15 protein-coding genes are annotated in these 20,055 nt (G+C 62.4%); 6 read left to right on the top strand and 9 right to left on the bottom strand.

The genetic code is table 11. The annotated features are described in order from the left end of the window. The first annotated feature begins 201 nt into the window (after positions 1 to 201). From ABD837_RS19440 to ABD837_RS19455, 4 genes are all read left to right on the top strand, one after another. The gene (locus ABD837_RS19440; RefSeq protein ID WP_345057874.1) at positions 202 to 2,514 is read left to right on the top strand and encodes a TonB-dependent receptor domain-containing protein; all 2,313 of its coding nucleotides are present in this window, start codon (positions 202 to 204) and stop codon (positions 2,512 to 2,514) included. A 159-nt stretch (positions 2,515 to 2,673) separates the two neighbouring features. Next, on the top strand, positions 2,674 to 3,543 hold the full coding sequence (locus ABD837_RS19445) for a heme/hemin ABC transporter substrate-binding protein (RefSeq protein ID WP_345057877.1): 870 nt from the start codon (positions 2,674 to 2,676) through the stop codon (positions 3,541 to 3,543). A gap of 143 nt (positions 3,544 to 3,686) precedes the next feature. After that, positions 3,687 to 4,742 (top strand): FecCD family ABC transporter permease, encoded by a 1,056-nt coding sequence (locus tag ABD837_RS19450; RefSeq protein WP_345057880.1) that lies wholly within the window; start codon positions 3,687 to 3,689, stop codon positions 4,740 to 4,742. Positions 4,743 to 4,887: 145 nt separating this feature from the next. Continuing rightward, entirely contained in the window at positions 4,888 to 5,688 is an 801-nt protein-coding gene (locus tag ABD837_RS19455) for a heme ABC transporter ATP-binding protein (protein WP_345057882.1), read from the top strand. A gap of 136 nt (positions 5,689 to 5,824) precedes the next feature. On the opposite strand, the gene ABD837_RS19460 is transcribed toward ABD837_RS19455, so the two are convergent. Both ABD837_RS19460 and ABD837_RS19465 read right to left on the bottom strand, forming a co-directional pair. After that, positions 5,825 to 6,079: a hypothetical protein gene (locus ABD837_RS19460; protein ID WP_345057885.1), complete on the bottom strand. Its 255-nt coding sequence runs from the start codon at positions 6,077 to 6,079 to the stop codon at positions 5,825 to 5,827. Between the two features lie 221 nt (positions 6,080 to 6,300). Then, the gene (locus ABD837_RS19465) at positions 6,301 to 7,083 is read right to left on the bottom strand and encodes a class I SAM-dependent methyltransferase (RefSeq protein WP_345057888.1); all 783 of its coding nucleotides are present in this window, start codon (positions 7,081 to 7,083) and stop codon (positions 6,301 to 6,303) included. Between the two features lie 116 nt (positions 7,084 to 7,199). Here ABD837_RS19465 and ABD837_RS19470 point away from each other — a divergent pair, with 116 nt between their 5' ends. Beyond that, entirely contained in the window at positions 7,200 to 9,266 is a 2,067-nt protein-coding gene (locus ABD837_RS19470; RefSeq protein WP_345057890.1) for a S9 family peptidase, read from the top strand. Between the two features lie 274 nt (positions 9,267 to 9,540). After that, positions 9,541 to 13,152 carry a PAS domain S-box protein gene (locus ABD837_RS19475; RefSeq protein WP_345057891.1) on the top strand — a complete coding sequence of 1,204 codons (3,612 nt, stop codon included), beginning with the start codon at positions 9,541 to 9,543 and terminating at the stop codon, positions 13,150 to 13,152. Positions 13,153 to 13,303: 151 nt separating this feature from the next. Here ABD837_RS19475 and ABD837_RS19480 read toward each other — a convergent pair whose 3' ends face one another. From ABD837_RS19480 to ABD837_RS19510, 7 genes are all read right to left on the bottom strand, one after another. Next, positions 13,304 to 15,469, bottom strand: a complete 2,166-nt coding sequence (locus ABD837_RS19480; RefSeq protein WP_345057893.1) for an FUSC family membrane protein — start codon at positions 15,467 to 15,469, stop codon at positions 13,304 to 13,306. A 63-nt stretch (positions 15,470 to 15,532) separates the two neighbouring features. Continuing rightward, the gene (locus tag ABD837_RS19485; RefSeq protein WP_345057896.1) at positions 15,533 to 15,823 is read right to left on the bottom strand and encodes a hypothetical protein; all 291 of its coding nucleotides are present in this window, start codon (positions 15,821 to 15,823) and stop codon (positions 15,533 to 15,535) included. 27 nt (positions 15,824 to 15,850) lie between these two features. Next, positions 15,851 to 16,225: a hypothetical protein gene (locus ABD837_RS19490; protein ID WP_345057899.1), complete on the bottom strand. Its 375-nt coding sequence runs from the start codon at positions 16,223 to 16,225 to the stop codon at positions 15,851 to 15,853. 26 nt (positions 16,226 to 16,251) lie between these two features. Further along, positions 16,252 to 16,662 (bottom strand): hypothetical protein, encoded by a 411-nt coding sequence (locus ABD837_RS19495; protein ID WP_345057901.1) that lies wholly within the window; start codon positions 16,660 to 16,662, stop codon positions 16,252 to 16,254. A 329-nt stretch (positions 16,663 to 16,991) separates the two neighbouring features. Beyond that, positions 16,992 to 17,228, bottom strand: coding sequence for a hypothetical protein (locus ABD837_RS19500; RefSeq protein WP_345057903.1), 237 nt, complete (start codon positions 17,226 to 17,228; stop codon positions 16,992 to 16,994). Positions 17,229 to 17,246: 18 nt separating this feature from the next. Beyond that, positions 17,247 to 18,821, bottom strand: coding sequence for an FAD-dependent oxidoreductase (locus ABD837_RS19505; protein WP_345057905.1), 1,575 nt, complete (start codon positions 18,819 to 18,821; stop codon positions 17,247 to 17,249). 268 nt (positions 18,822 to 19,089) lie between these two features. After that, positions 19,090 to 20,049, bottom strand: coding sequence for a bestrophin family protein (locus ABD837_RS19510; RefSeq protein ID WP_345057908.1), 960 nt, complete (start codon positions 20,047 to 20,049; stop codon positions 19,090 to 19,092). Positions 20,050 to 20,055 lie beyond the last annotated feature (6 nt).

Here is a 20,055-nt window from a genome sequence, read left to right on the forward strand (position 1 = left end):
TTATGGCTGGTCTGGCTGCTTGCCAGTAGCCCAACAACTGTTTTTCCGGGGCTTTTGCCGGTGTACCCCCGCGCCCTCCAGGTGTGGTTTGGGCGTGGCTGCTTTCGGGCTTCCCCTCTTCTTCTTATTGCTGATGCTCAGCCCTACCCTTTCGCTGCGAAAGGCTGGTTATTGGGCTTTCCAACCGTTTTTTTTCTGGATATGAAATCTTTCTATACCCGCCTGCTCCTGCTCGCGGCCATCGTCTTTTTGAGTGTGCCCGCCTGGGCGCAGTACACCGCTACCGGCACCGTGCTCGACCAGCAGAGCCGGCAGCCGCTGGTAGGAGCCGTGGTAATCGTGCCCGGCCAAACCACCTCGGTCGCGACTGATGCCGAAGGCCGTTTCTCGCTCAGTGCGCCCACCGAATTCCGCGCCGTGCGCGTGCAGCTGCTGGGCTACCGCCCGCAGGAAGTGGCCCTGAAAGCCGCCGGCACACCGCTGAGCATCAACCTGGAAGCTTCCAACACCGGCCTGAGCGAAGTGCAGGTGATTGGCTACGGCACGGGCACCGAGCGCAAGCTGCTGGAAACCCCGGCCGCGCTCAGCGTCGTGACCGAGCCGGATTTGCAGCGCAACAACACCCTTTTCCTTCAAAACGCCCTGAACCAGGTACCCGGCGTGCGCATGAACGTGCGCAGCGCGGCCTCGCAATCGAACCTGGTTATCCGGGGCATTGGCAGCACGTACGGGCGTTTCCCCATCCGGGGCATCAAGCTGTACCAGAACGGCATCCCGCTGTCGGAAGCCGATGGCACCACGTCGCTCGACGACCTCGACTACACCACGCTGGGACGCATTGAGGTGATTAAGGGGCCGGCTTCGACGATTTACGGGGCCACGCTGGGCGGCGTGGTGTCGTTTCAGACGCGCAAGGCCGCGCCCGGCACCACCCTGCAGCTGGGTACCACGGTGGGCGAGTACGGCCTGTTCCGCACGAACACCGGCATTGGCGTGGGCACCGACCAGGTGAACCTGCTGGTGAACTACGGCCACCAGGAAACCCGGGGCTTCCGCGACGCGCACAGCAACAGCCGCAAGGACTACGTGACGGTGGCCGGCGACTTCTACGTGAGCGATAAGCAGACGGTAAGCATTCTGGGCACCTACACCAACGTGCATGACAACTTCGCTGGCGAGCTCGACAGCACGGACTACGCCACGAATTACAGGAAAACGATACCCGCCTACATCAGCAAAGACGTGGGCGTGGATGCCGAGATTACCCGGCTGGGCCTGACGCATACGTACCGCTTCACGGGCAACTTCGCCAACACCACCAGCCTGTTCACCACCAATTCGTACACCCTGAACCCCACGGAGCCCAGCTTCGCGCACATTCAGCGCGGCAAGCGCGGCGTGCGTAGCGTGTTCACGTACGCGCCCACGCTGGGCAGCGTGCCGCTGCGCCTGGCGCTGGGCACCGAATACCTGGCCAACCAGGACAACAACAAGCGCTACACCATTTCGACGCTCGGCGTGGCCGGGGCCCTGGCCTCGGACCAGGAAGTGAAGTCGACGCAGACCAACACTTTCCTGCAGGCCGAAGCCAACGTGACGCCCCACACGACCCTAACGGCCGGCGTGAGCTACAACGTGGTGACTTACGACATCCAGGACCTGATTCCGAAAGTGGCCCCGGCCCAAAGCCTGACCGGCTACCGGCAGTTCAAGCCCACCTACACGCCGCGCGTGGCGGTGCTGCACTCCTTCAACGAGCAGGTGGCCGTGTTTGCGCAGTACAGCACGGGGTTTTCGCCCCCCGTGAGCAACCAGATTTCGCTGTCGACCGGCCCCATCAACCCCGACGTGAAACCCGAAACCAACGAAAACTTCGAAATTGGCTCGCGGGGGCACGTGCTGGGCAACCGGTTCGACTACGATGTGACGCTGTTTCGCATGCGCCTGAAAAATGGCCTCGTGTCGCAGACCAGCGGCGGCATAACCTCGTTCGTGAACTCGGGCGAGTCGCAGTACCAGGGCCTGGAGCTGGCGTTGTCGGGCAACCTGGTGCCTACTGAGGCCGCCGGCCAGCTGCGGCAGCTGCGCCCCTTCGTGCGCTACGCTTACACCGATGCCGAGTTCAAATCCTACCGGCTGGGGGCCAATGATTTCAGCAGCAAGCAGGTCACGGGCACATTCCACCACCTGTTCACGGGCGGCCTCGACGTGGATACCCGCGTCGGCGCCTACCTCAACCTGACGGCGCAGTACACCGACCGCACGCCAATGAGCGACAACAACGCCCGCTACGCGGCGGCCTACTGGCTGCTCAACAGCAAAATCGGGGTGCGCAACAAGCTGTTTGGCCACCTGGGCTACGATGTGTACGCCGGCCTCGACAACATCGCCGACGTGCGCTACGCGGCCCAGATAGCCCTGAACCAGGCCACGCCAGCCGGCAAGCCCACCTTCTACAACCCCGGCCTGCCGCGCAACTGGTACGCCGGCGCCAGCCTGAACTACACCTTTTAGAACGATTGTAGAGACGCGACCCATCGCGTCTCCGGGGCCGCGCCGCGCGGGTGTTGTTCAGTGTAAATCGTTCAACGCCAGGCGTTGTCCAGTGTGAATCGTTCAACGCCGAGACGCGATGGGTCGCGTCTCTACACCGTTCTATCAGACCACAATCCGATGAAGAAATTCCTTTATGCCACCGTGCTGCTGGCCGCCGTGGCTTGTAACCGCTTCAAAAACGAAGAAGCGGCCAGCACCCCGCCCGGCACCGAGCGCATTGTCTCGGTATCGAAGCAGCTGACGGAAATGATTTTCGCGCTGGGCGCGGAAAGCAAGCTTGTCGGGGTCGACTTGTCGAGCACGTTCCCGGCGGCGGCCAAGAAGCTGCCCACCGTGGGCTACCACCGTTTGCTTAATGCTGAGGGCATTGTTTCGCTGAAGCCCACCGTGGTGTACTCCGATGGCAACGTAGCCCCGGCGGCGGTGATGACGCAGCTGAGCGACGTGGGCATTCCCATCAAGGAATTTGCACCGAGCAAAACCATTCCCGAAACCTGCCAGCTGCTGCAGCAGCTCGGCGACCTGTTCGGCAAGCGCCCCCGGGCCGATTCGCTGGCTCACCAGCTAACGGCCGACATGCAGCTGGCCGCCACCAAAGCCGGGCAGTACCCCGCGCACCCGAAGGTGGTTATCATCCACTACGGCCTGCAAAAGAACATTTACCTGGCAATGGGCCAGCAGAGCACCGGCTCGCAGATGGTGGCCTGGGCCGGTGGGGTGAACTCGCTGAACGCCAGCGAGGGCATGAAGCCCATCAGCCCCGAGCTGATTGCCGAAGCCCAGCCCGACGTGATTCTGGCCACCGACTTCGGCTACGACCGGCAGGGCGGCCTGGAGAAGTTTAAGCAGCTGCCCGGCGTGGCCCTTACGCCCGCTGCCAAAAACAACCGCATCTACCGCGTCGAGGAGCACGACCTGGTGTACCTGGGCCCCCGCACTGGTCAGAACGTGCTGCACCTGCAGCAGCTGATTCATCAGAAGCCGTAATGGAATGTCGTCATACTAGAACGTCATGCAGAGCGCAGCGAAGCATCTCGCGGGCCACAGCTAATCTCAATCGATTGGTTTACTACTACAAGCGAGATGCTTCGCTGCGCTCTGCATGACGTTAACAAACTCACTTCGCCTTCGTGAAACCCTCTCCCCGCCGCGTACGCCTCTACTTCAGCATTCTAGCTGGGGCCTTGCTTGTGGCGCTGGTGCTCTCGGCGCGGCTGGGGGCGGTGGCGCTCACGTTTGCGGAAATAGGCCGTTTCCTCGGTGCCAGCCCCACTCCTACCGACCCAACGGCGGAGCTGCACCGGGCCGTGTTTTTCCAGATTCGGCTGCCGCGGGTGTTGCTGTGCGCGGCCGTGGGCGCGGCACTGGCCATGTCGGGCACGCTGATGCAGGCGCTGTTCCGCAACCCCATCGTAGAGCCGGGCCTGATTGGCACGTCGGCCGGGGCGGCGCTGGGCGCGGCGGTGATATTCGTGCTCGGCAACTCCCTGAGCTGGGCCAACGTGCCGATACTCGGGGCGCTGGTACTACCGGCCGCGGCCTTCGTGGGGGCGCTGGCGGCTACGGGGCTGGTGTACCGGCTATCGGCAACAGCGGGCCGGGGGCGCGTGCCGGTTACGTCGATGCTGCTGGCCGGCATCGCGGTGAATGCGCTGGCAGCCGGCGGCACGGGCTTCCTCTCCTACATTGCCCGCGACCCGCAGGCCCGCTCCATCACGTTCTGGAGCCTGGGCAGCTTTTCGAGTGCCGACTGGCCCTCGCTCTACCTTGTGGGCACGGTAACCACCGTGGGCGGGCTGCTAGCCCTGCGCTATGCCAACGCGCTGAACGCCCTGCAGCTGGGCGAAAACGAAGCCGAATACCTGGGCATTGACGTGCGCCGACTGCAAAACCGCGTGCTGCTGCTGAATACCCTGCTGGTGGCGGTGGCCACGGCCACGGTGGGCGTTATCGGGTTTGTGGGCCTGGTGGTACCCCACCTGCTGCGGCTGCTGCGCCTCACCGACAACCGCACGCTGCTGCTGGGCGCGGGCCTGCTCGGGGCGGTGCTGCTGGTAGTGTCCGACACGGTGGCGCGCACCATCATTGCGCCGGCCGAATTGCCGATTGGCGTGCTCACGGCGGTGGTGGGCGCGCCGGTGTTTCTGGGGCTGCTCTCGAAGCACCGCATTGCGGGCCTCAGTTAGCAGCGCTATTCGGAGTCATGCTGAGCGCAGTCGAAGCATCTTCACTGGAACACTAAATCTGATTAGTTGCGCGGTAGAGATGCTTCGACAAGCTCAGCATGACGTTCTGCTGCTTTTATTTCCTGAACAACTCACTCCCTGAACCGTGCTTCGTCTCGACCATGCTTCCTTCGCTGTTCAAGGCAAAACCCTGCTCCACGACGCCACGCTGGCTTGCCGTCCGGGCGAAGTAACGGTACTTCTTGGCCCCAACGGCGCGGGCAAAACCACACTGCTGCGCCTGCTGGCCGGCCTCTACGTGCCCACCGAGGGCCGCGTGCAGCTCGATGGGCAGGACCTGCACCACCTCAACCGCCTCACGCTGGCGCGGGCGCGGGCGGTGCTGTCGCAGGAAATTCACCTGGCGTTTCCGATGACGGTGGAAGACGTGGTGCTGATGGGCCGCTACCCGCACTACGGGCGCAGCACGCCGGCCCACGACCAGCGCATAGCCCAGCAGGCGCTGGCCACGCTGGGCCTAACGGCTTTTGCCGACCGCGACTACGCCACCCTGAGCGGTGGCGAGGCTCAGAAGGTGCAGATGGCGCGCGTGTTGGCCCAAATCTGGGAGCCGCCGACGGCGGGCAGCCGCGTGCTGCTGCTGGATGAGCCGGTGGCCAGTCTCGACATTCAGTACCAGCACCAGCTGCTGCAAGTGGCCCGGCTGCTGGCCCGCGAGCAGGCCATTGTCGTCACCATTCTGCACGACATCAACCTGGCCCTGGCCTACGCCGACCGACTGGTATTGCTGAAAAACGGACAGATACATTGCATTCTCGAACAGCCGTCTGCGCTGACGAATGAACTGCTGCGAGAAGTGTTTGAAGTGGATTTGCGGGTGATTACCAACCCGCTCACCCAGCAGCCGCTAGTGGTTTACGCCGGGCCGGCCGGGGAGACGGATTAGCTGGCTGTACGGGGTAGTGACGCATAATTGCGTCTCGTCGGCCACGCCATTAGTCAACCGTTCAAACGTTTTGTGCAGGCGTAAGTCATCAACGATGAGACGGAACTATGCGTTTCTACCCCGTTCAAACAACTTTTTAGCGCAGCTCCTGGCGGTCGAAGGCGGCCTGCAAATCGTCGCGCATGGCCTGGAAGCGGGCAATGGCGGCGGCCAGAAACTCGTCGTCGAGCAATTCGCGCACCTCGGCATCGGAGCCGGTGAGCAAGTCGAGTTCGGCCACCTTGTAGGTTTGTTCAAGGTTGCCTTGCTCCAACTTCAGCAGAAACTTGCCGTTCCAGGCCAGGAGCGTGATTTTGACGGCGGGATGGGGAATGTCGGCGACGTGGCGCATGAGGTAGGAAGGCCGGTTTGACAGCGGCGGCGAAGGTAATAAGACGGGTACTGGCACTGTGAGGCTTCAGCAAAATTAGGGCGTTGCTCAACCTAACGGCTTCCAGGCCGTAGATGTGCTTCCTGACGCCTATTAGCGCGGACAGGTGGCTGTCATCCCGCAAAAGAAGAGCTTCCTGCAATCGATTGGGGAAGCTTTTTTTTGCGCCATTCTTTGGGGTATCAGGGTTTGCGGGCCACCAGCTTCACCAGCCGCAGCTGCTGCTTCGTAAAATCAGCAGTGCCGATGGGCTCTTCGTAACGCACAATTTTCAGGCCTACGTCACCGTAGAGCTTTTTCAGCTCATCGGTTTTAAAGAACACGCGGTAGTCGCCGTCTACTACCTGTATTTTTTCGGTGGCATCCATGTGGAAGGCTTCAAGGACCACGATGCCGCCGGGTTTCAGGGCTTTTTGGACGCGGGCGGCGTAGTCGCGGCCACCGGCGTAGCTCAGCACGATGAGGTCCCACTTGTTGGTGCCCCAGTCGTATTTGGCCATGTCGGCCACCTCCGTGGTGAGGGATACGCCCAGGCTTTTGGCCCGGGTTTGGGCGTAGGCCAGGGCTTTTTCGGCCACGTCGACGCCCGTTACTTTCCAGCCCTGCTGGGCCAGGTAAATGGCGTTGCGGCCCTCGCCCATGTCGGCATCGAGGGCGGTGCCGGGCTTGAGGCCTTTCACGGTTTCGACTAGCAGGGTGTTGGGCTTTTCGTTGAGGGTGCGGGCCCGGGCCACCGAATCGGTCAGAATGTAGTTCCAGCGCACGCGGGTACGCTCGGCCAGCTGGCGCTTGTATTCGGCCTGCTGGGCGGCGGAGGGGTTGGCGGGCAGCACCGGCTCGGGGCCCAGGCCGGGAATGGGCGGCAGGCTGCGCTTGGCCGGTGCGGTCTGCTGAGCGTTGGTGACCAATACGAGCAGGAACAAACCGGCCGCCAGCAATAGCAAACGAGGGGCAATTGATTTCATAGCGGGCTCAGGGAAAGAATGTTTACTATAAACTTAGTCGATAAATAGCCTATTCCATATACTTTCCAACAGATGCCCCTTGCCAGCTATGCGGTGGCATTCCGTAATTTTCGCCCATGAACAAGCTCTTTCTTGGCGCGCTGGCGTTGCTCCCACTCGCGGCGGCCGCCCAAACTGCTCCCCCATCCGTCCTCACCCCCGAAAAGCTCTGGCAGTTGGGTCGCCTGGGCGAAATGGCCGTGTCGCCCGACGGTAAGACCGTGGCCTACACTGTGACCCGATACAGCCTGGCCGATAACAAGGGCAACGCCGACATCTGGACCGTGCCCGTGGCCGGTGGCACCCCTCGGAGACTTACCGACACGCCCAACTCGGAAAACACCCTGAACTGGCGGCCCGATGGCAAGCTGACGTTTATGTCGGGCGAAAGCGGCACCGACCAACTTTACGTGATGAGTGCCGACGGCACCGGCAAAGCCAAGCTCAGCGAATTCCCCGACCAGGGCCTGGCTAACCTGAAATATGCGCCCAAGGCAAACTTCATTCTCTACACCCAGGATGTGAAGTCGAGCCCCACTACGCTCGATATGTTCCCGGACTTGCCCAAGGCCGACGCCAAAATCATCGACGACCTCAACTACCGCCACTGGAACGTGTGGGACGACCACCTCGCCAGCCACGTCTTCTTTCAGGCGCTGAACGCCGACGGCAAGCCCGAAGGCTACGGCAAGGACCTGATGCCCGGCGAGAAGTTCGACTCACCCCTGATGCCCGACGGCGGCGCCGAGCAGCTGGCCTTTTCGCCCGACGGCTACCGCATTGCCTACACCAGCCGCAAGCTCACCGGCAAGGCTGAGGCCGAAAGCACGAACTCGGACATCTACCTCTACGACATCCACGACCAGAAAACCGTGAACCTGAGCGAGGGCCTGGGCGGCTACGACACCGAGCCCGGCTTCTCGCCCGACGGCCGGCAGGTAGCCTGGCTGAGCATGGCCACGCCCGGTTTCGAAAGCGACCGCAACGGCATCGTGGTGTACGATTTCGCCAGCAAGAAGCGCGTCGACATCACCAAAGGCTCGGAGCTGAGCGCGGCCAACGTACGCTGGAGCGCCGACGGCAAAACCATCTACTTCATGGCTGTTATTGCCGGCACCGAGCAACTATATTCACTGCCGAGCAAGGGCGGCAAAATCCGCCAGATTACCACCGGTGCGCAGAATTACAACGCCTTTGAGCTGGTGGGTAAGGACCAGGCCGTGGCCAACCGCACCACGCTGTCGGCCTTTGCCGACATCGTGCGGCTCGATTTGAAAACGGGCAAGGAAACGGCCCTTACCACCATCAACCAGCCGGAGCTGGCCGGCATCAAGCTGGGCAAGGTGGAAGACCGCCGCGTAACCACCACCGACAACAAGCAGATGCAGGTGTACGTGATTTACCCGCCCGATTTCGACCCGGCTAAAAAGTACCCCACGCTGCTCTATTGCCAGGGCGGGCCGCAGTCGCCCATCACCCAGAGCCAGAGCTACCGCTGGAATTTCCAGCTGATGGCGGCCAACGGCTACATCGTGGTGGCGCCCAACCGGCGCGGCCTGCCCGGCTTCGGCCGCGAGTGGAACGATGCCATTTCGGGCGACTGGGGCGGGCAAGCCATTCGCGACTACTTCTCGGCAATTGATGCCATCAGCAAGGAGCCGTTTGTGGACAAGGACCGCCGCGGCTGCGTGGGCGCCAGCTACGGCGGCTTCGCGGTGTACTACATCGCCGGCCACCACGAGGGCCGCTTCAAGACCTTTATTGCCCACGACGGCCTTTACAACCTCACCAGCTGGTACCCCAGCACCGAGGAAATATTCTTCGCCAAGCACGACATGGGCGGCGCGCCCTGGGATGTTACCCCGAGCAAATCCTACCAGGAATTCAACCCCCAGCTGTTCGCCAAAAACTGGGACACCCCCATCCTCGTCATCACCGGCGGCAAGGATTTTCGGGTGCCCGAGGGGCAGGCGATGGAGGCCTTCGGCACGGCGCAGCTGCGCGGCATTCCGAGTCGGTTTCTGTATTTGCCCAACGAAGGGCACTGGGTGCTGAAGCCGCAAAACGCCATCGTGTGGCAGCGCGTGTTTTTCGACTGGCTGGGCCGCACGCTGAAGCCCGACGGCGGCAAGGCGGCGAAATAGGGCGCTGGCTTGGTTGCAAAGTGCCCGGGCGGCGCCCCGGGCTGCGGGCCTGCTCCATTGCGCCTTGTCTTACTCTTCGGCAGCATTTCTACGTCGGGAAAGCTGTACCTTTCAGGAAGTCATTTTTCAGAAAAGGATAGAATTAGACTTTGCTATTATTTATTAGCCACCCCCGGGGTTTTGTGGGCGAACCTGCCTGCGGCGTCCAGCAGGCACTCCCTCGCTTTCCCTACCAACCGCAAAAATTTACCTGCCGGCCCATGGCAATTACTTTATGAAGGAAAGCGAAAAGCGTTACCGCCGGCTGATTGAAGCCAGCCAGGATTTGCTGGTGACTGTCGACGTGCAGGGCCACATCATTGATACCAACGAGGCCGCCGTGAAGCTGACCGGCGTGGACCGCGAGGCGCTGATGGGCTCGGATTTCTTCCGGTACTTCACGGAGCCGGCCGTGGTGCGGGCGATGTTTCAGGAGGTGATAGTGACCGGGGCGGTTACCAACGTGCCCTGCACGCTGCGCCACACCAACGGCACGCTCACGGAGGTGCTGTTTGAGGGCACGGTGAACAAGGACGACCACGGCCAGGCGCTGGGCGCGGTGCTGGTGGCCCGCGAAGTGGCCGAAAAGAACTGGGCCACCGAGCTGGGCATTGCCAACAAGGAGCTGGCCTTCCAGAATGACGAGAAGGAAAAGCGGGCCGACGAGCTCAGCATCGCCAACGAAGAGCTGGCTTTCCAGAACGACGAAAAGGAGAAGCGCGCCGCCGAGCTCAGCATTGCCAACGAGGAATTGGCCTACCAGAACGACGAGAAAGGCAAGCGCGCCGCCGAGCTGGGTATTGCCAACGAGGAGCTGGCCTACCAGAACGACGAGAAGGAAAAGCGGGCCGCCGAGCTCAGCATTGCCAACAAGGAGCTGGCGTTTCAGAATGATGAAAAAGAGAAGCGGGCGCAGGAATTAGGCGTCGCCAACAAGGAGCTGGCTTTCCAGAATGATGAGAAGGAAAAGCGGGCCCAGGAACTCAGTGTAGCAAATAAGGAGCTGGCTTTTCAAAACGATGAAAAAGAAAAGCGGGCGCAGGAGCTGAGCGTGGCCAACAAGGAGCTGGCTTTCCAGAATGATGAGAAGGAAAAGCGGGCCGCCGAGTTGGGTATTGCCAACGAAGAGCTGGCGTTTCAGAACAACGAGAAGGAAAAGCGGGCGCAGGAACTGAGCGTGGCCAATGAAGAGCTGGCCTACCAGAACGACGAGAAGGAAAAGCGCGCCGCCGAACTCAGCATTGCGAATACCGAGCTGGCCTTCCAGAACGACGAGAAGGAGAAGCGCGCGCAGGAGCTAAGCGTGGCCAACGAGGAGCTGGCGTTTCAGAACGATGAAAAGGAAAAGCGCGCCGCTGAACTGAGCATCGCCAACGAGGAGCTGGCTTTTCAGAACAATGAAAAGGAAAAGCGCGCCGCCGAGCTGAGCGTGGCCAACACCGAGCTGGCTTTCCAGAACGATGAAAAAGAAAAGCGGGCGCAGGAGCTGAGCGTGGCCAACGAGGAACTGGCCTACCAAAACGACGAAAAGGAAAAGCGCGCCGCCGAGCTCAGCATTGCGAATGCCGAGCTGGCCTTCCAAAACGATGAAAAAGAGAAGCGGGCGGCCGAGCTCAGCGTGGCCAATACCGAGTTGGCGTTTCAAAACGACGAGAAGGAGAAGCGGGCGCAGGAGCTGAGCGTGGCCAACATCGAGCTGGCCTTTCAGAACGACGAGAAGGAAAAGCGGGCGGCCGAGCTGGTGATTGCCAACAAGGAGCTGGCGTTCCAAAACGACGAGAAGGTGAAGCGCGCGGCCGAGCTGCGCATTGCCAACTATGCCCGCAGCCTGATTGAGGCCAGCCGCGACCCGCTGGTGACCATCAGCCCCGAAGGCAAGATTACGGACATGAACATGGCCACGGAGTACATCACCGGCATCGAGCGCGAGCAGCTGCTGGGCTCCGAGTTCTTCACGTATTTCACCGAGCCGCAGATGGCCCGCGAGGTGTACCAGGAGGTGTTTGCCAAGGGCACCGTGGCCGACTCGCCCCTGACGCTGCGCCACAAGGACGGCAAGCTGACCGACGTGCTGTTCAACGGCTCGGTGTACAAGAACGACGAAGGGCACGTGCTGGGCGTGGTGATTGTGGCCCGCGACGTAACCGACCAGAAACGCATTGCGACGGAGCTGACCGAGGCCAAAATCGCGGCCGAGCGCGCCACCGAGCTGGCCGAGGAAGCCCAGGCCAAAGCCGAAAGCGCCACCGAGATTGCCGAGGACGCCGTGAAGGCCAAGCAGCAGTTTTTGAGCAACATGAGCCACGAAATTCGCACGCCCATGAATGCCATCATCGGCTTCACGAAGGTGGTGCTGAAAACGGAGCTCACCGACAAGCAGCGCGAATACCTAACGGCCATCAAGCTGAGCGGCGACACGCTGATTGTGCTCATCAACGACATTCTGGACCTGGCCAAAGTGGACGCCGGCCGCATGACGTTCGAGCAGATTCCGTTCAAGCTCTCGGCCTCGGTGTCGGCGATGGTGCACTTGTTCGAAACCAAAATCCAGGAGAAAAACCTGGAGCTGGTGATGGAGTACGACGACCGGATTCCGGAAGTGCTGGTGGGCGACCCCGTGCGCCTGCACCAGATTATCCTGAACCTGGTGAGCAACGCGGTGAAATTCACCAGCGAAGGCAGCATCACGGTGGGCGTGCGCCTGCTGGTGCAGGACGCGGAAAAAGTCATTCTGGAGTTTGCCATCACCGACACCGGCATCGGCATCGAGCAATCGAAGCTGGGCACGGTGTTCGACAATTTCCAGCAGGCTACCAGCGGCACCAGCCGCCTGTACGGCGGCACCGGCCTGGGCCTGGCCATCGTGAAAAACCTGGTGGAGCCGCAGGGCGGTACCATCAACGTGCGAAGCCGGGTGGGCGCGGGCTCCACGTTCAGCTTCATCCTGAGCTTCAACAAAACCCTGGAAAAGGCCGACGCTGAAACCAACCTGAGCGTAGACCTCGAAACCGGTTTCCAGGACGTGAAAATTCTGGTGGTCGAAGACATTGCCCTCAACCAGCTGCTGATGAAGACGCTGCTGGAGGACTTCGGCTTTGCGATGGAAGTGGCCGGCAACGGCCAGATTGCCATCGAAAAGCTGGCCACCACGTCCTACGACATTGTGCTCATGGACCTGCAGATGCCGGTGATGAACGGGTTCGAAGCCACCGAGCACATCCGCAACGTGTTGAAGCTTACGGTGCCCATCATCGCCCTCACGGCCGACGTGACGACCGTGGACGTGGAGAAGTGCAAGGCCGTGGGCATGAACGACTACATCTCGAAGCCCATCGACGACAAGCTGCTCTACAGCAAAATCATCAAGTACCTGAAAAGCTCGGGCTACGAGAAGGAAGCCGTTGCGGAGGAAGCCGAAGCCCTGCCGACGGGCCCGGTTACCTGCGTCAACTTCGATTACCTGCGCCGCATCACCAAGAGCGACGCGCGCATGGCCGAGATGATTTACTTGTACCTGCAGGAGATTCCGCCGCTGGTGCAAACCATGAAAAAGGCCATTGAGGAAAACGCTTGGCCGGCCCTGAAACTGGCCACGCATTCCATCATTCCCACGTTCGCCACCATGGGCATCAACCCAGCGTTCGAGGGCAATGCCAAAGACCTGCAAGCCCTGGCCGGCATCCTCATCGCCGATGATTCCAGCGCCGAAGTCACCGCCGATAACCTGACCGAGGTGCGCCGCCTGTTCGAAAAAATTGAAACCGTGTGCGAGCTGGCCGCCGTCGAGCTGGAGGAGAAGCTGCAACGCCTGTCGCAAACGCTGCAACAGCCAGGAGCAAAAGGCTAGAAAATACACCAGACGGTCAGGTAGCAACTGGTCATGCAGAGCGCAGCGAAGCATCTCGCGTGTGGTAGTGACTCAATCGTTGTTGATTAGTGGCAGCACGCGAGATGCTTCGCTGCGCTCTGCATGACCGGCTGTGCTCGGCCTGGACCGGCTACCCAACAGCCGGTTTGGCCAGCACTTCGGTCACTTTGCCAATGTCGGCGCTCACTTTTTGCAGAAACGTAAGCTGCTCCAGCAGCGACCTATCGTTGGCAGCAGCGGGTGGGGCAGCGGCCTCGGCGGGCAGAAGCTCTACGTTGGGCGCCTCGGCCTGCGGGGCCATGCGGCTCAGGCTTTTGCCCAGGGCGGCCACCGCGCTGGTGAGAGCGCGGCGGCTTTCGGGCGTGAAGGGCGGCACGGCAGGCGCGGCCTCGCGCAGGGTGCCGGTGAGCGCGGCGATGTTGGAGGACAGAATGTGGTTCAGCACCACGAATTCGTGGGTTTTCTCGGGGTGATGCTGCTTGCTCCTGGGCTCGGTGAGCATGCGCTGGAAGGCGGCCGCCAGGTTGGCGCCGCTCACATACACGTTTTTGCGCAACAGCCGGTACTCGTGCGGCGGCAGGGGCCGCCCGGCCAGGCGGTTGGCCAGTTGGCGCAGGTAGGCCAGGTTGGCGCGCAGGGCGGCGGCCATGTAGTCGGTCAGCTGCTCCGATTCCCAGTTCGGAAACAGCAGCCAGCCGGCCCCCAAGGCAATGCCGCAGCCCACCAGCGTATCCAGAATACGCTCCTGGGCCACGCCCAGAAAGCTCAGCCCCAAAAACCGAAACATGAGGAGCAAATAGGCCGTGAGGAACACCACCGTGACCAGGTATTTGGTGCGCTGGAAGCTGTAGGCCACCACCATGAACCCCACGAGAATAACGAACCGGGCCTCCATCCAGGGCACGGCCCAGAGCACGGCCCCGCCCAGCACGCCCCCAGCCAGCGTGCCGAGGATGCGCTCGGTGTTGCGCTGCCGCGTGAGGCTGAAGCCGGGCTTGAGCATGATGGTAACGGTCATCAGAATCCAGTAGTTGTGCTGGCCGTGCCACAGGGTCTCGGCCACAATAAAGGCCACCAGGCAGGCCACCGTCATGCGCACGGCGTGGCGGAACACGGCCGAGCGCATGGTCAGGTTCTGGGCGAAAGTGCGCGCCTCGATTTCCTGGTGGGCCACGAAGCGGCCGTGCTCGGCAGCACGGCTGGCAGCAGGCTCGGCCGCGGTCAGGGCCTCGTCGAAGTAGCGGCGGATGTTGCCCACGCGCCGGATAATGTCGCGCAGATTCACCAGAATTTTCTTGAGCACTAGGGCGTGGCTGCCCAGCCCGGCTTCGGCATCCAGGGTGCCGATGCGGGCTTGCAGGCGCTCCCACTCGGCGGTGAGCCGGGGCCCGCTACCTTGGTAAGCGTGGTTGGCCTGAATGGCCACGCCGAGGTGGTCGAGCTCGGTGGCCACGTGCCGGATGAGGCGGGCCACGTCGGCGAGCACGCCGGTACTGGCAAATTCTTCGCGCACCGCCGAGTAGTCGTAGTAGCCCATGGTGATGCGCTCGTACAAATCGACGGTTTCGACGAAGGTGAGCACCAGGCGGCGGCCAGTGCTGGTGGTTTCGTTCACAATCTGGCGGGTGCGGAACAGGAAGTCGCGGGCAGCTTCCTGCTTCTCGTTCACCACCACCTGCTGGGCCACCAGCTGGCGGTAGTCGTCGTCGAGGTCGGTGCGGGGCTCGTAAAAGCGGGCTTTCAGCGCCAGAAAGCGGGCCAGGGCATGAATGCACTCGCCCAGCGCCTGCTGGGCCGGGCGGTAGGGTCGCACCTGGTAGGCCACCAGCGCGAGGCCCGCATACCAGAGGCCGCCCAGCACCAGCAGCCCCACGTGCAGCGGGGCCTCGGCCAGCGTGGGCGGGTGGGCCAGCAGCAGCACCGCATTCAGCAGGCCGGCGGTGCCCACGGCCCCGGCCCGGGCGCCCCACACTAGCAGCATGGTCAGCCCAAAGCTGAGCACGCCGATTTCGAGGGCCAGTGTCCAAACGCTGAGGGCGGCCACGCTGGTGAGCAGGGCCGTGAGGGCCAACACCGCCAGCGCGGCCAGCATGCCATTGCGCCGGTGGGCAGCCGGGCCGGGCGTGTCGGTCACGCTCATGCACACAGCCCCGGTCGAGATGGTGAGGCCCTCGGCAAAGTGCCCCGCTTGCCCCAGCAGCACCGCCGGCAGCAGAATCGACACCGTGATGCGCACGCCATCGGTGAAATTCTGGCCGGAGAAAAAGTAGCGAAGCTGGCGGGAGTGCTGGTTCATACAACAGGAATGGGAAACAGCTTTGTTAACGCACACACCCAGCTTTAGGGTTGGGCCGGGCGGCTACAGGGCCACCGGGCCGGCGGGCCGCTCCTCGTCGTAGGCCACCGAGTCCTGGTCGTCGTACACCGCCGTTTCCAGGTCGCCCACGCAATTCTCCAGCTGGGCTACTTCTTCTTCCTTCGCCGCCAGCTGCCGCTTCAGCGTGGCTATGTCGCGGGCCTGCTGCTGCTGGGTGGCTTCGAGCTGCGCAAGGCGGGCCTGGCCGGGCTGGCAGGCGGGCAGCGCGAGGGCTAAGGCCAACAAGCATAAGCTGCCGATGAGGCAGGGCAGATTGGGCCTCTGGGTTTTCATACTCCCAAAACTACGCACGTCCTACAGTCACGCAATGCCAGCGCTTGGGGTTATCGGCAGCAAAGCGAAGCTGCTGAGGGCTGCTGCGTCACCGTCGGCATACGCAAACACCTCCAAAAAGTCCAGCCGCCCATTTTTGATAAAAAGAACACTGCCCGCACCGTGCGACAGTTCGGGTGCCTCCACATCACTGCCGCCAAAAAACTGCTCCTCCGAAATGATTATGGGACTATCCGCCGGGACCGTGAGCGTGGTAAAAAAGCCGCAGCCACTGTATTCCCGCAGCGTTACCCGGCACTGACTGATTTGCGCAGTCAACGCCGGATTTTGATAGAACTCGGCGATATTCCGCAGCAACGCCGCTTCCATCGCATCGGGCAACGTATCGGTGGGGCCGGGCACTGATGCACGCATGGCAATGGGCTTTGTCAGGTGGTTTGGTTGCCCTTCACTACGGCCAGCAGCCAGTCCTCGCCGGCGCGGCCGAGGCGGTAAGCGCGCCGCCGGCCCGCCGGCACCAGTTCCACCAGCCCCGATTCGTGCAATTCGCGCCAGGCGCGGGTGAGACTGGCCGGGGCCAGGCCCAGCGCCTCCACCAAAAAAGCATCGGTACTGTACTGCTCCGGCACGGCCAGAAACCGGTGGCAGATGATGGCCAGCGTGCGCTGGCGGCGTGGGTCGCGTTGGCCCAGGCGCTGGCGCAAGGCCCCGCGCAGGCGCTCCTGCACGCTGGCCGCATCGAGGCGCAGCGGCTCGGGCACGCGGGGCTCGTCGCGGGTGAGCACGCGATGCTCGAAAGCGGCCAGCGCCGCAGCTTCGGAAGAACTATCGGGACTCATATCGGGCAGGAATAGGGCGCACGGGTGCGTCGTGGAGTTTCCACAACGGCCACGCTAGAGCGGTTTCGTGGTCAGTGTACAGGTTGAACGATGTAGGGGCGGGGTCGTACCCGGCAGGGCTTGCCCCCGCCCGTCGTTGAACGAAACCGGTCAACGGGCGTCAACGTCCGGGCGGGGGCAAGCCCCGCCCCTACATCCACTGACTCCGAAACGGCTCTAGTTACGCCGCGGCGCAAGGTATTCAATTCCTTGATATCAATCATCACACTCCCGATATAACTCATCGCGGTGCTGACATCAATCATAGCACAAACAACACCACTCTTTGCTCATCCAATACCACGCATTATTTTCACGAACCAAATCAGTGCATCGAAACCATCAGTCATTGCTACGCTGGTACCAATCATTGCTATCGCAGCCCAAATCATCGCATCAATAGCGTCAATCATAGCATGCTCAACAGCAAGCATTGTATTGCCAATACCAATCACCCCCTGGGCAACCAGCATTGGCGCGCCTGGCCAACGGTGCGGTTGCTTTGGAAACTGGTTCCAAACAACCATTGATGCGGGCGGCAACCCCTAAGCCGGCGCCAGGCCGCTGTTGGCGGGCCCGTTCAGCAGCTCGCCCAGCGCCGTGAAGCGCGAACCGTGACAGGGGCAATCCCAGCTTTTTTCGAGGTTGTTCCAGTGCACCACGCAGCCCAGGTGCGGGCAAATGGCCGAACACTCGTGCGTGGCCCCCTGGCTGTCTTTGTACACCGCCACTTTGCTGAGGCCACGGCGCAACACGGCGCCCTCGCCGGCGGCAATCTCGTCGGTGGTCTTCACGTCGCCGCCCGTCAGCAGTTCGACGTATTCAAGGGCTACGTTCACGTTCTCCCGGATGAACTCCTGGGCACTTTCGCGCTTCAGGGTGATGCGGCGGGGGTCGTATAGCTCGGTCCAGGGGTTGGGGCGGCCCTGCACGAGGTCGGCAATCAGCTGCGCGCCCAGCGTGCTGTGGGTCATGCCGTGGCCCGAGTCGCCGGTGATGATGAACACGTTGTCGGAATCGAGCGGGTTGCGGCCGGCAAAGGCCAGCCCGTCCTGCGGCTCCATTACCTGCCCCGACCAGCGGTACTCGAAGTCGCGCACCGCCGGGAAGCGGGTGCGGGTCCACTCTTCCAGGCAGCGCAGGCGGGCTTCGGGGTGGTCGTCCTGGCCGGTCTTGTGGTCTTCGCCGCCCACAATCAGCAGGTCGTAATCGGTCTGGCCACCGCGCGGCCCGGCGGGCACTTCCTGCAGGCGCACGTAGTGGTAAGGGTCGGCCGTGTCCCAGTACAGGGCCTTTGTGATGCTGCCCTTGGGCACGCGGGCGGCCACCACGTAGGTGCGATAAGCCGCCTGCTTGGTGTGCATCACCACCCGGTCGTTGAAAGGAGTGTTGGTAGCTACTACTATGGCTTTGGTCGCCGTGGCAACATGGCCCGCTGCCGTAACCACCCGGGACTCTGAGCCGCCGTGTACTTCCTCAACGTGGGTGTGAGTGCAGATGCGGCCGCCCTGCCGCACGATGGCGGCGGCCAGGCCAGCGAGGTATTTCAGGATGTGAAACTGCCCTTGCTGGGGCCAGCGCAGGCATTCGCCGGGTTCGAAGCCGGTGGTGCCGGCTTCCGACAGGTGCTCTACCTGCGTAAGGCCGGCCCGGTGCGCGGCAGCCAGCTCGTCGCTCAGCTCCTGGCTTTTGCCGTTTTTGGGCAGAAACAGGTAGCCGTCGAGCCGGGTGAAGTCGCAGTCGATTTTCTCTTTGGCCACGATGCCTTCGATGGTGGCGATGGCGACCGTGTGGCTGTCGGCGGCCAGGCGCGCACCTTGCTGCCCAAACAGGTTTTCGAGGGTGGTGTACCGGTCGTCCAGGGCATTGGAGAGGTGGGCCGTGGTGCGGCCTGACTCGCCGCTGGCAACCTCGCCGTCTTCCAACACCAGCGCTTTCACCCCCTCGCGGCCCAGCAAGTAGGCGGTGGTGAGGCCAGCAATACCTGCGCCCACAATTACCACATCGGCGGTTGTATGCTCGCTAAGCGGGGCGAACGTGGGCAGAGCGGGCGCGGTACCAAACCAGGAAGTAGCCGTGAGACCTGAAGTGCGGGCGGGGTTGGGAAGGTGCGTAGGCATAGGAGCGGAAGTTGAGTGCGTGCTCTCCACCTACGCCCGGCCGAGCTTTTCCGTTAGGTCGAGCTTATTTCCGCAGTGGCGGCCGCGGCCGGTCATCTCTGCTCCTTTAAAGCGGTTTCGTGGTCAGTATACATGCTAAACGATGTAGGGGCGGGGCTTGCCCCCGCCCGTCGTTGAACGGAACCGGTCAACGGGCCTCAACGTCCGGGCGGGGGCAAGCCCTGCCGGGTACGACCCCGCCCCTACATCCACTAACTCCGAAACTGCTCTAGTACAGCACATCCTTCACGGCCTTCACCTTGGGCGGCAGCTCGGTTTCCTGCAGCAGCTCGCGGATATCGATTTCGATATTGCGGCAGATGGACGACATGGGCACGTCGTAGATGTCGTTTTCGAAGGGGTTTTCGCTGGTGTGGCCCACTACCTCAATCACGTTGAACACCCACGACACCAGCGCTGAAAACGGCACCATCAGCCACACGTGGTACTGGCCCAGGGCCGCGCGGCTGTCGAACTCCTCCACCAGCCCCAGCGGCAGAATAGCGGCAAACACCCACACGAACACGAAGCTGAAAAACGCAAACTGCCGCGGAAACGGCGTGTTTTTGATGCGCTCGCAGCCGCCCTGCGCGTTCAGCAGGTCCTGAATCGTCTGCATCATGGCCACCTGCCGAAACTCGCTGAGCAAGCCGCGCTGCTCCAGCTCGCGCAGCTCCACGCTCTGGCGGCGCAGCAGGTGGGTAGGCGGGTTGCTGAGCGACTTGGCCTCGGCCGCTTCGGCCGAAGGAAGAAAAGGGGCCACCTCGGTATCCCAGAGCTCGGCGGTTTGGCGGCGCAGGTGCAGGCGCAGGGCGTTGCACCAGGCTATCTGGCGGTAGAGCAGGCGGCGGTGGATGTCGGTCAGTTCGGCGGGGCTGGGTCCGGCCACGCCCGCCGGCTGCACAAAGTCAAACGTACGAATAGCCCATACCCGGCTCACGTTCACAATGCTGCCCCACAGCTGCCGGCCCTCCCAGAACCGGTCGTAGGAGCCGTTGCTCTTGAAGCCGATGTAGAACGCTACCGCCGTACCCAGCAGCGCCACCGGCTGCCACGGAATATCGAGCACATGCACGTTGAGCGGCCCGTAGAGCATGCACACAAACGTGTTGTAAAGAAAGAAAACGAGGAGGCTGCGGCGCGTGAGTTGCCACACCACGCTTAAGCGCAGGTTTTTGCGAACGTACATAAGTGC

Origin of the sequence: Hymenobacter glaciei, from assembly GCF_039539585.1 — a bacterium.
Classification (GTDB): Bacteria; Bacteroidota; Bacteroidia; order Cytophagales; family Hymenobacteraceae; genus Hymenobacter; species Hymenobacter glaciei.

Bases quoted from the DNA above. Each gene is read 5' to 3' on its own strand.
- ABD837_RS19440 (WP_345057874.1), top strand. From the start codon at position 202: ATGAAATCTTTCTATACCCGCCTGCTCCTGCTCGCGGCCATCGTCTTT.
- ABD837_RS19445 (WP_345057877.1), top strand. From the start codon at position 2,674: ATGAAGAAATTCCTTTATGCCACCGTGCTGCTGGCCGCCGTGGCTTGT.
- ABD837_RS19460 (WP_345057885.1), bottom strand. From the start codon at position 6,079: ATGCGCCACGTCGCCGACATTCCCCATCCCGCCGTCAAAATCACGCTC.
- ABD837_RS19465 (WP_345057888.1), bottom strand. From the start codon at position 7,083: ATGAAATCAATTGCCCCTCGTTTGCTATTGCTGGCGGCCGGTTTGTTC.
- ABD837_RS19470 (WP_345057890.1), top strand. From the start codon at position 7,200: ATGAACAAGCTCTTTCTTGGCGCGCTGGCGTTGCTCCCACTCGCGGCG.
- ABD837_RS19475 (WP_345057891.1), top strand. From the start codon at position 9,541: ATGAAGGAAAGCGAAAAGCGTTACCGCCGGCTGATTGAAGCCAGCCAG.
- ABD837_RS19480 (WP_345057893.1), bottom strand. From the start codon at position 15,469: ATGAACCAGCACTCCCGCCAGCTTCGCTACTTTTTCTCCGGCCAGAAT.
- ABD837_RS19485 (WP_345057896.1), bottom strand. From the start codon at position 15,823: ATGAAAACCCAGAGGCCCAATCTGCCCTGCCTCATCGGCAGCTTATGC.
- ABD837_RS19495 (WP_345057901.1), bottom strand. From the start codon at position 16,662: ATGAGTCCCGATAGTTCTTCCGAAGCTGCGGCGCTGGCCGCTTTCGAG.
- ABD837_RS19500 (WP_345057903.1), bottom strand. From the start codon at position 17,228: ATGGTTGTTTGGAACCAGTTTCCAAAGCAACCGCACCGTTGGCCAGGC.
- ABD837_RS19505 (WP_345057905.1), bottom strand. From the start codon at position 18,821: ATGCCTACGCACCTTCCCAACCCCGCCCGCACTTCAGGTCTCACGGCT.
- ABD837_RS19510 (WP_345057908.1), bottom strand. From the start codon at position 20,049: ATGTACGTTCGCAAAAACCTGCGCTTAAGCGTGGTGTGGCAACTCACG.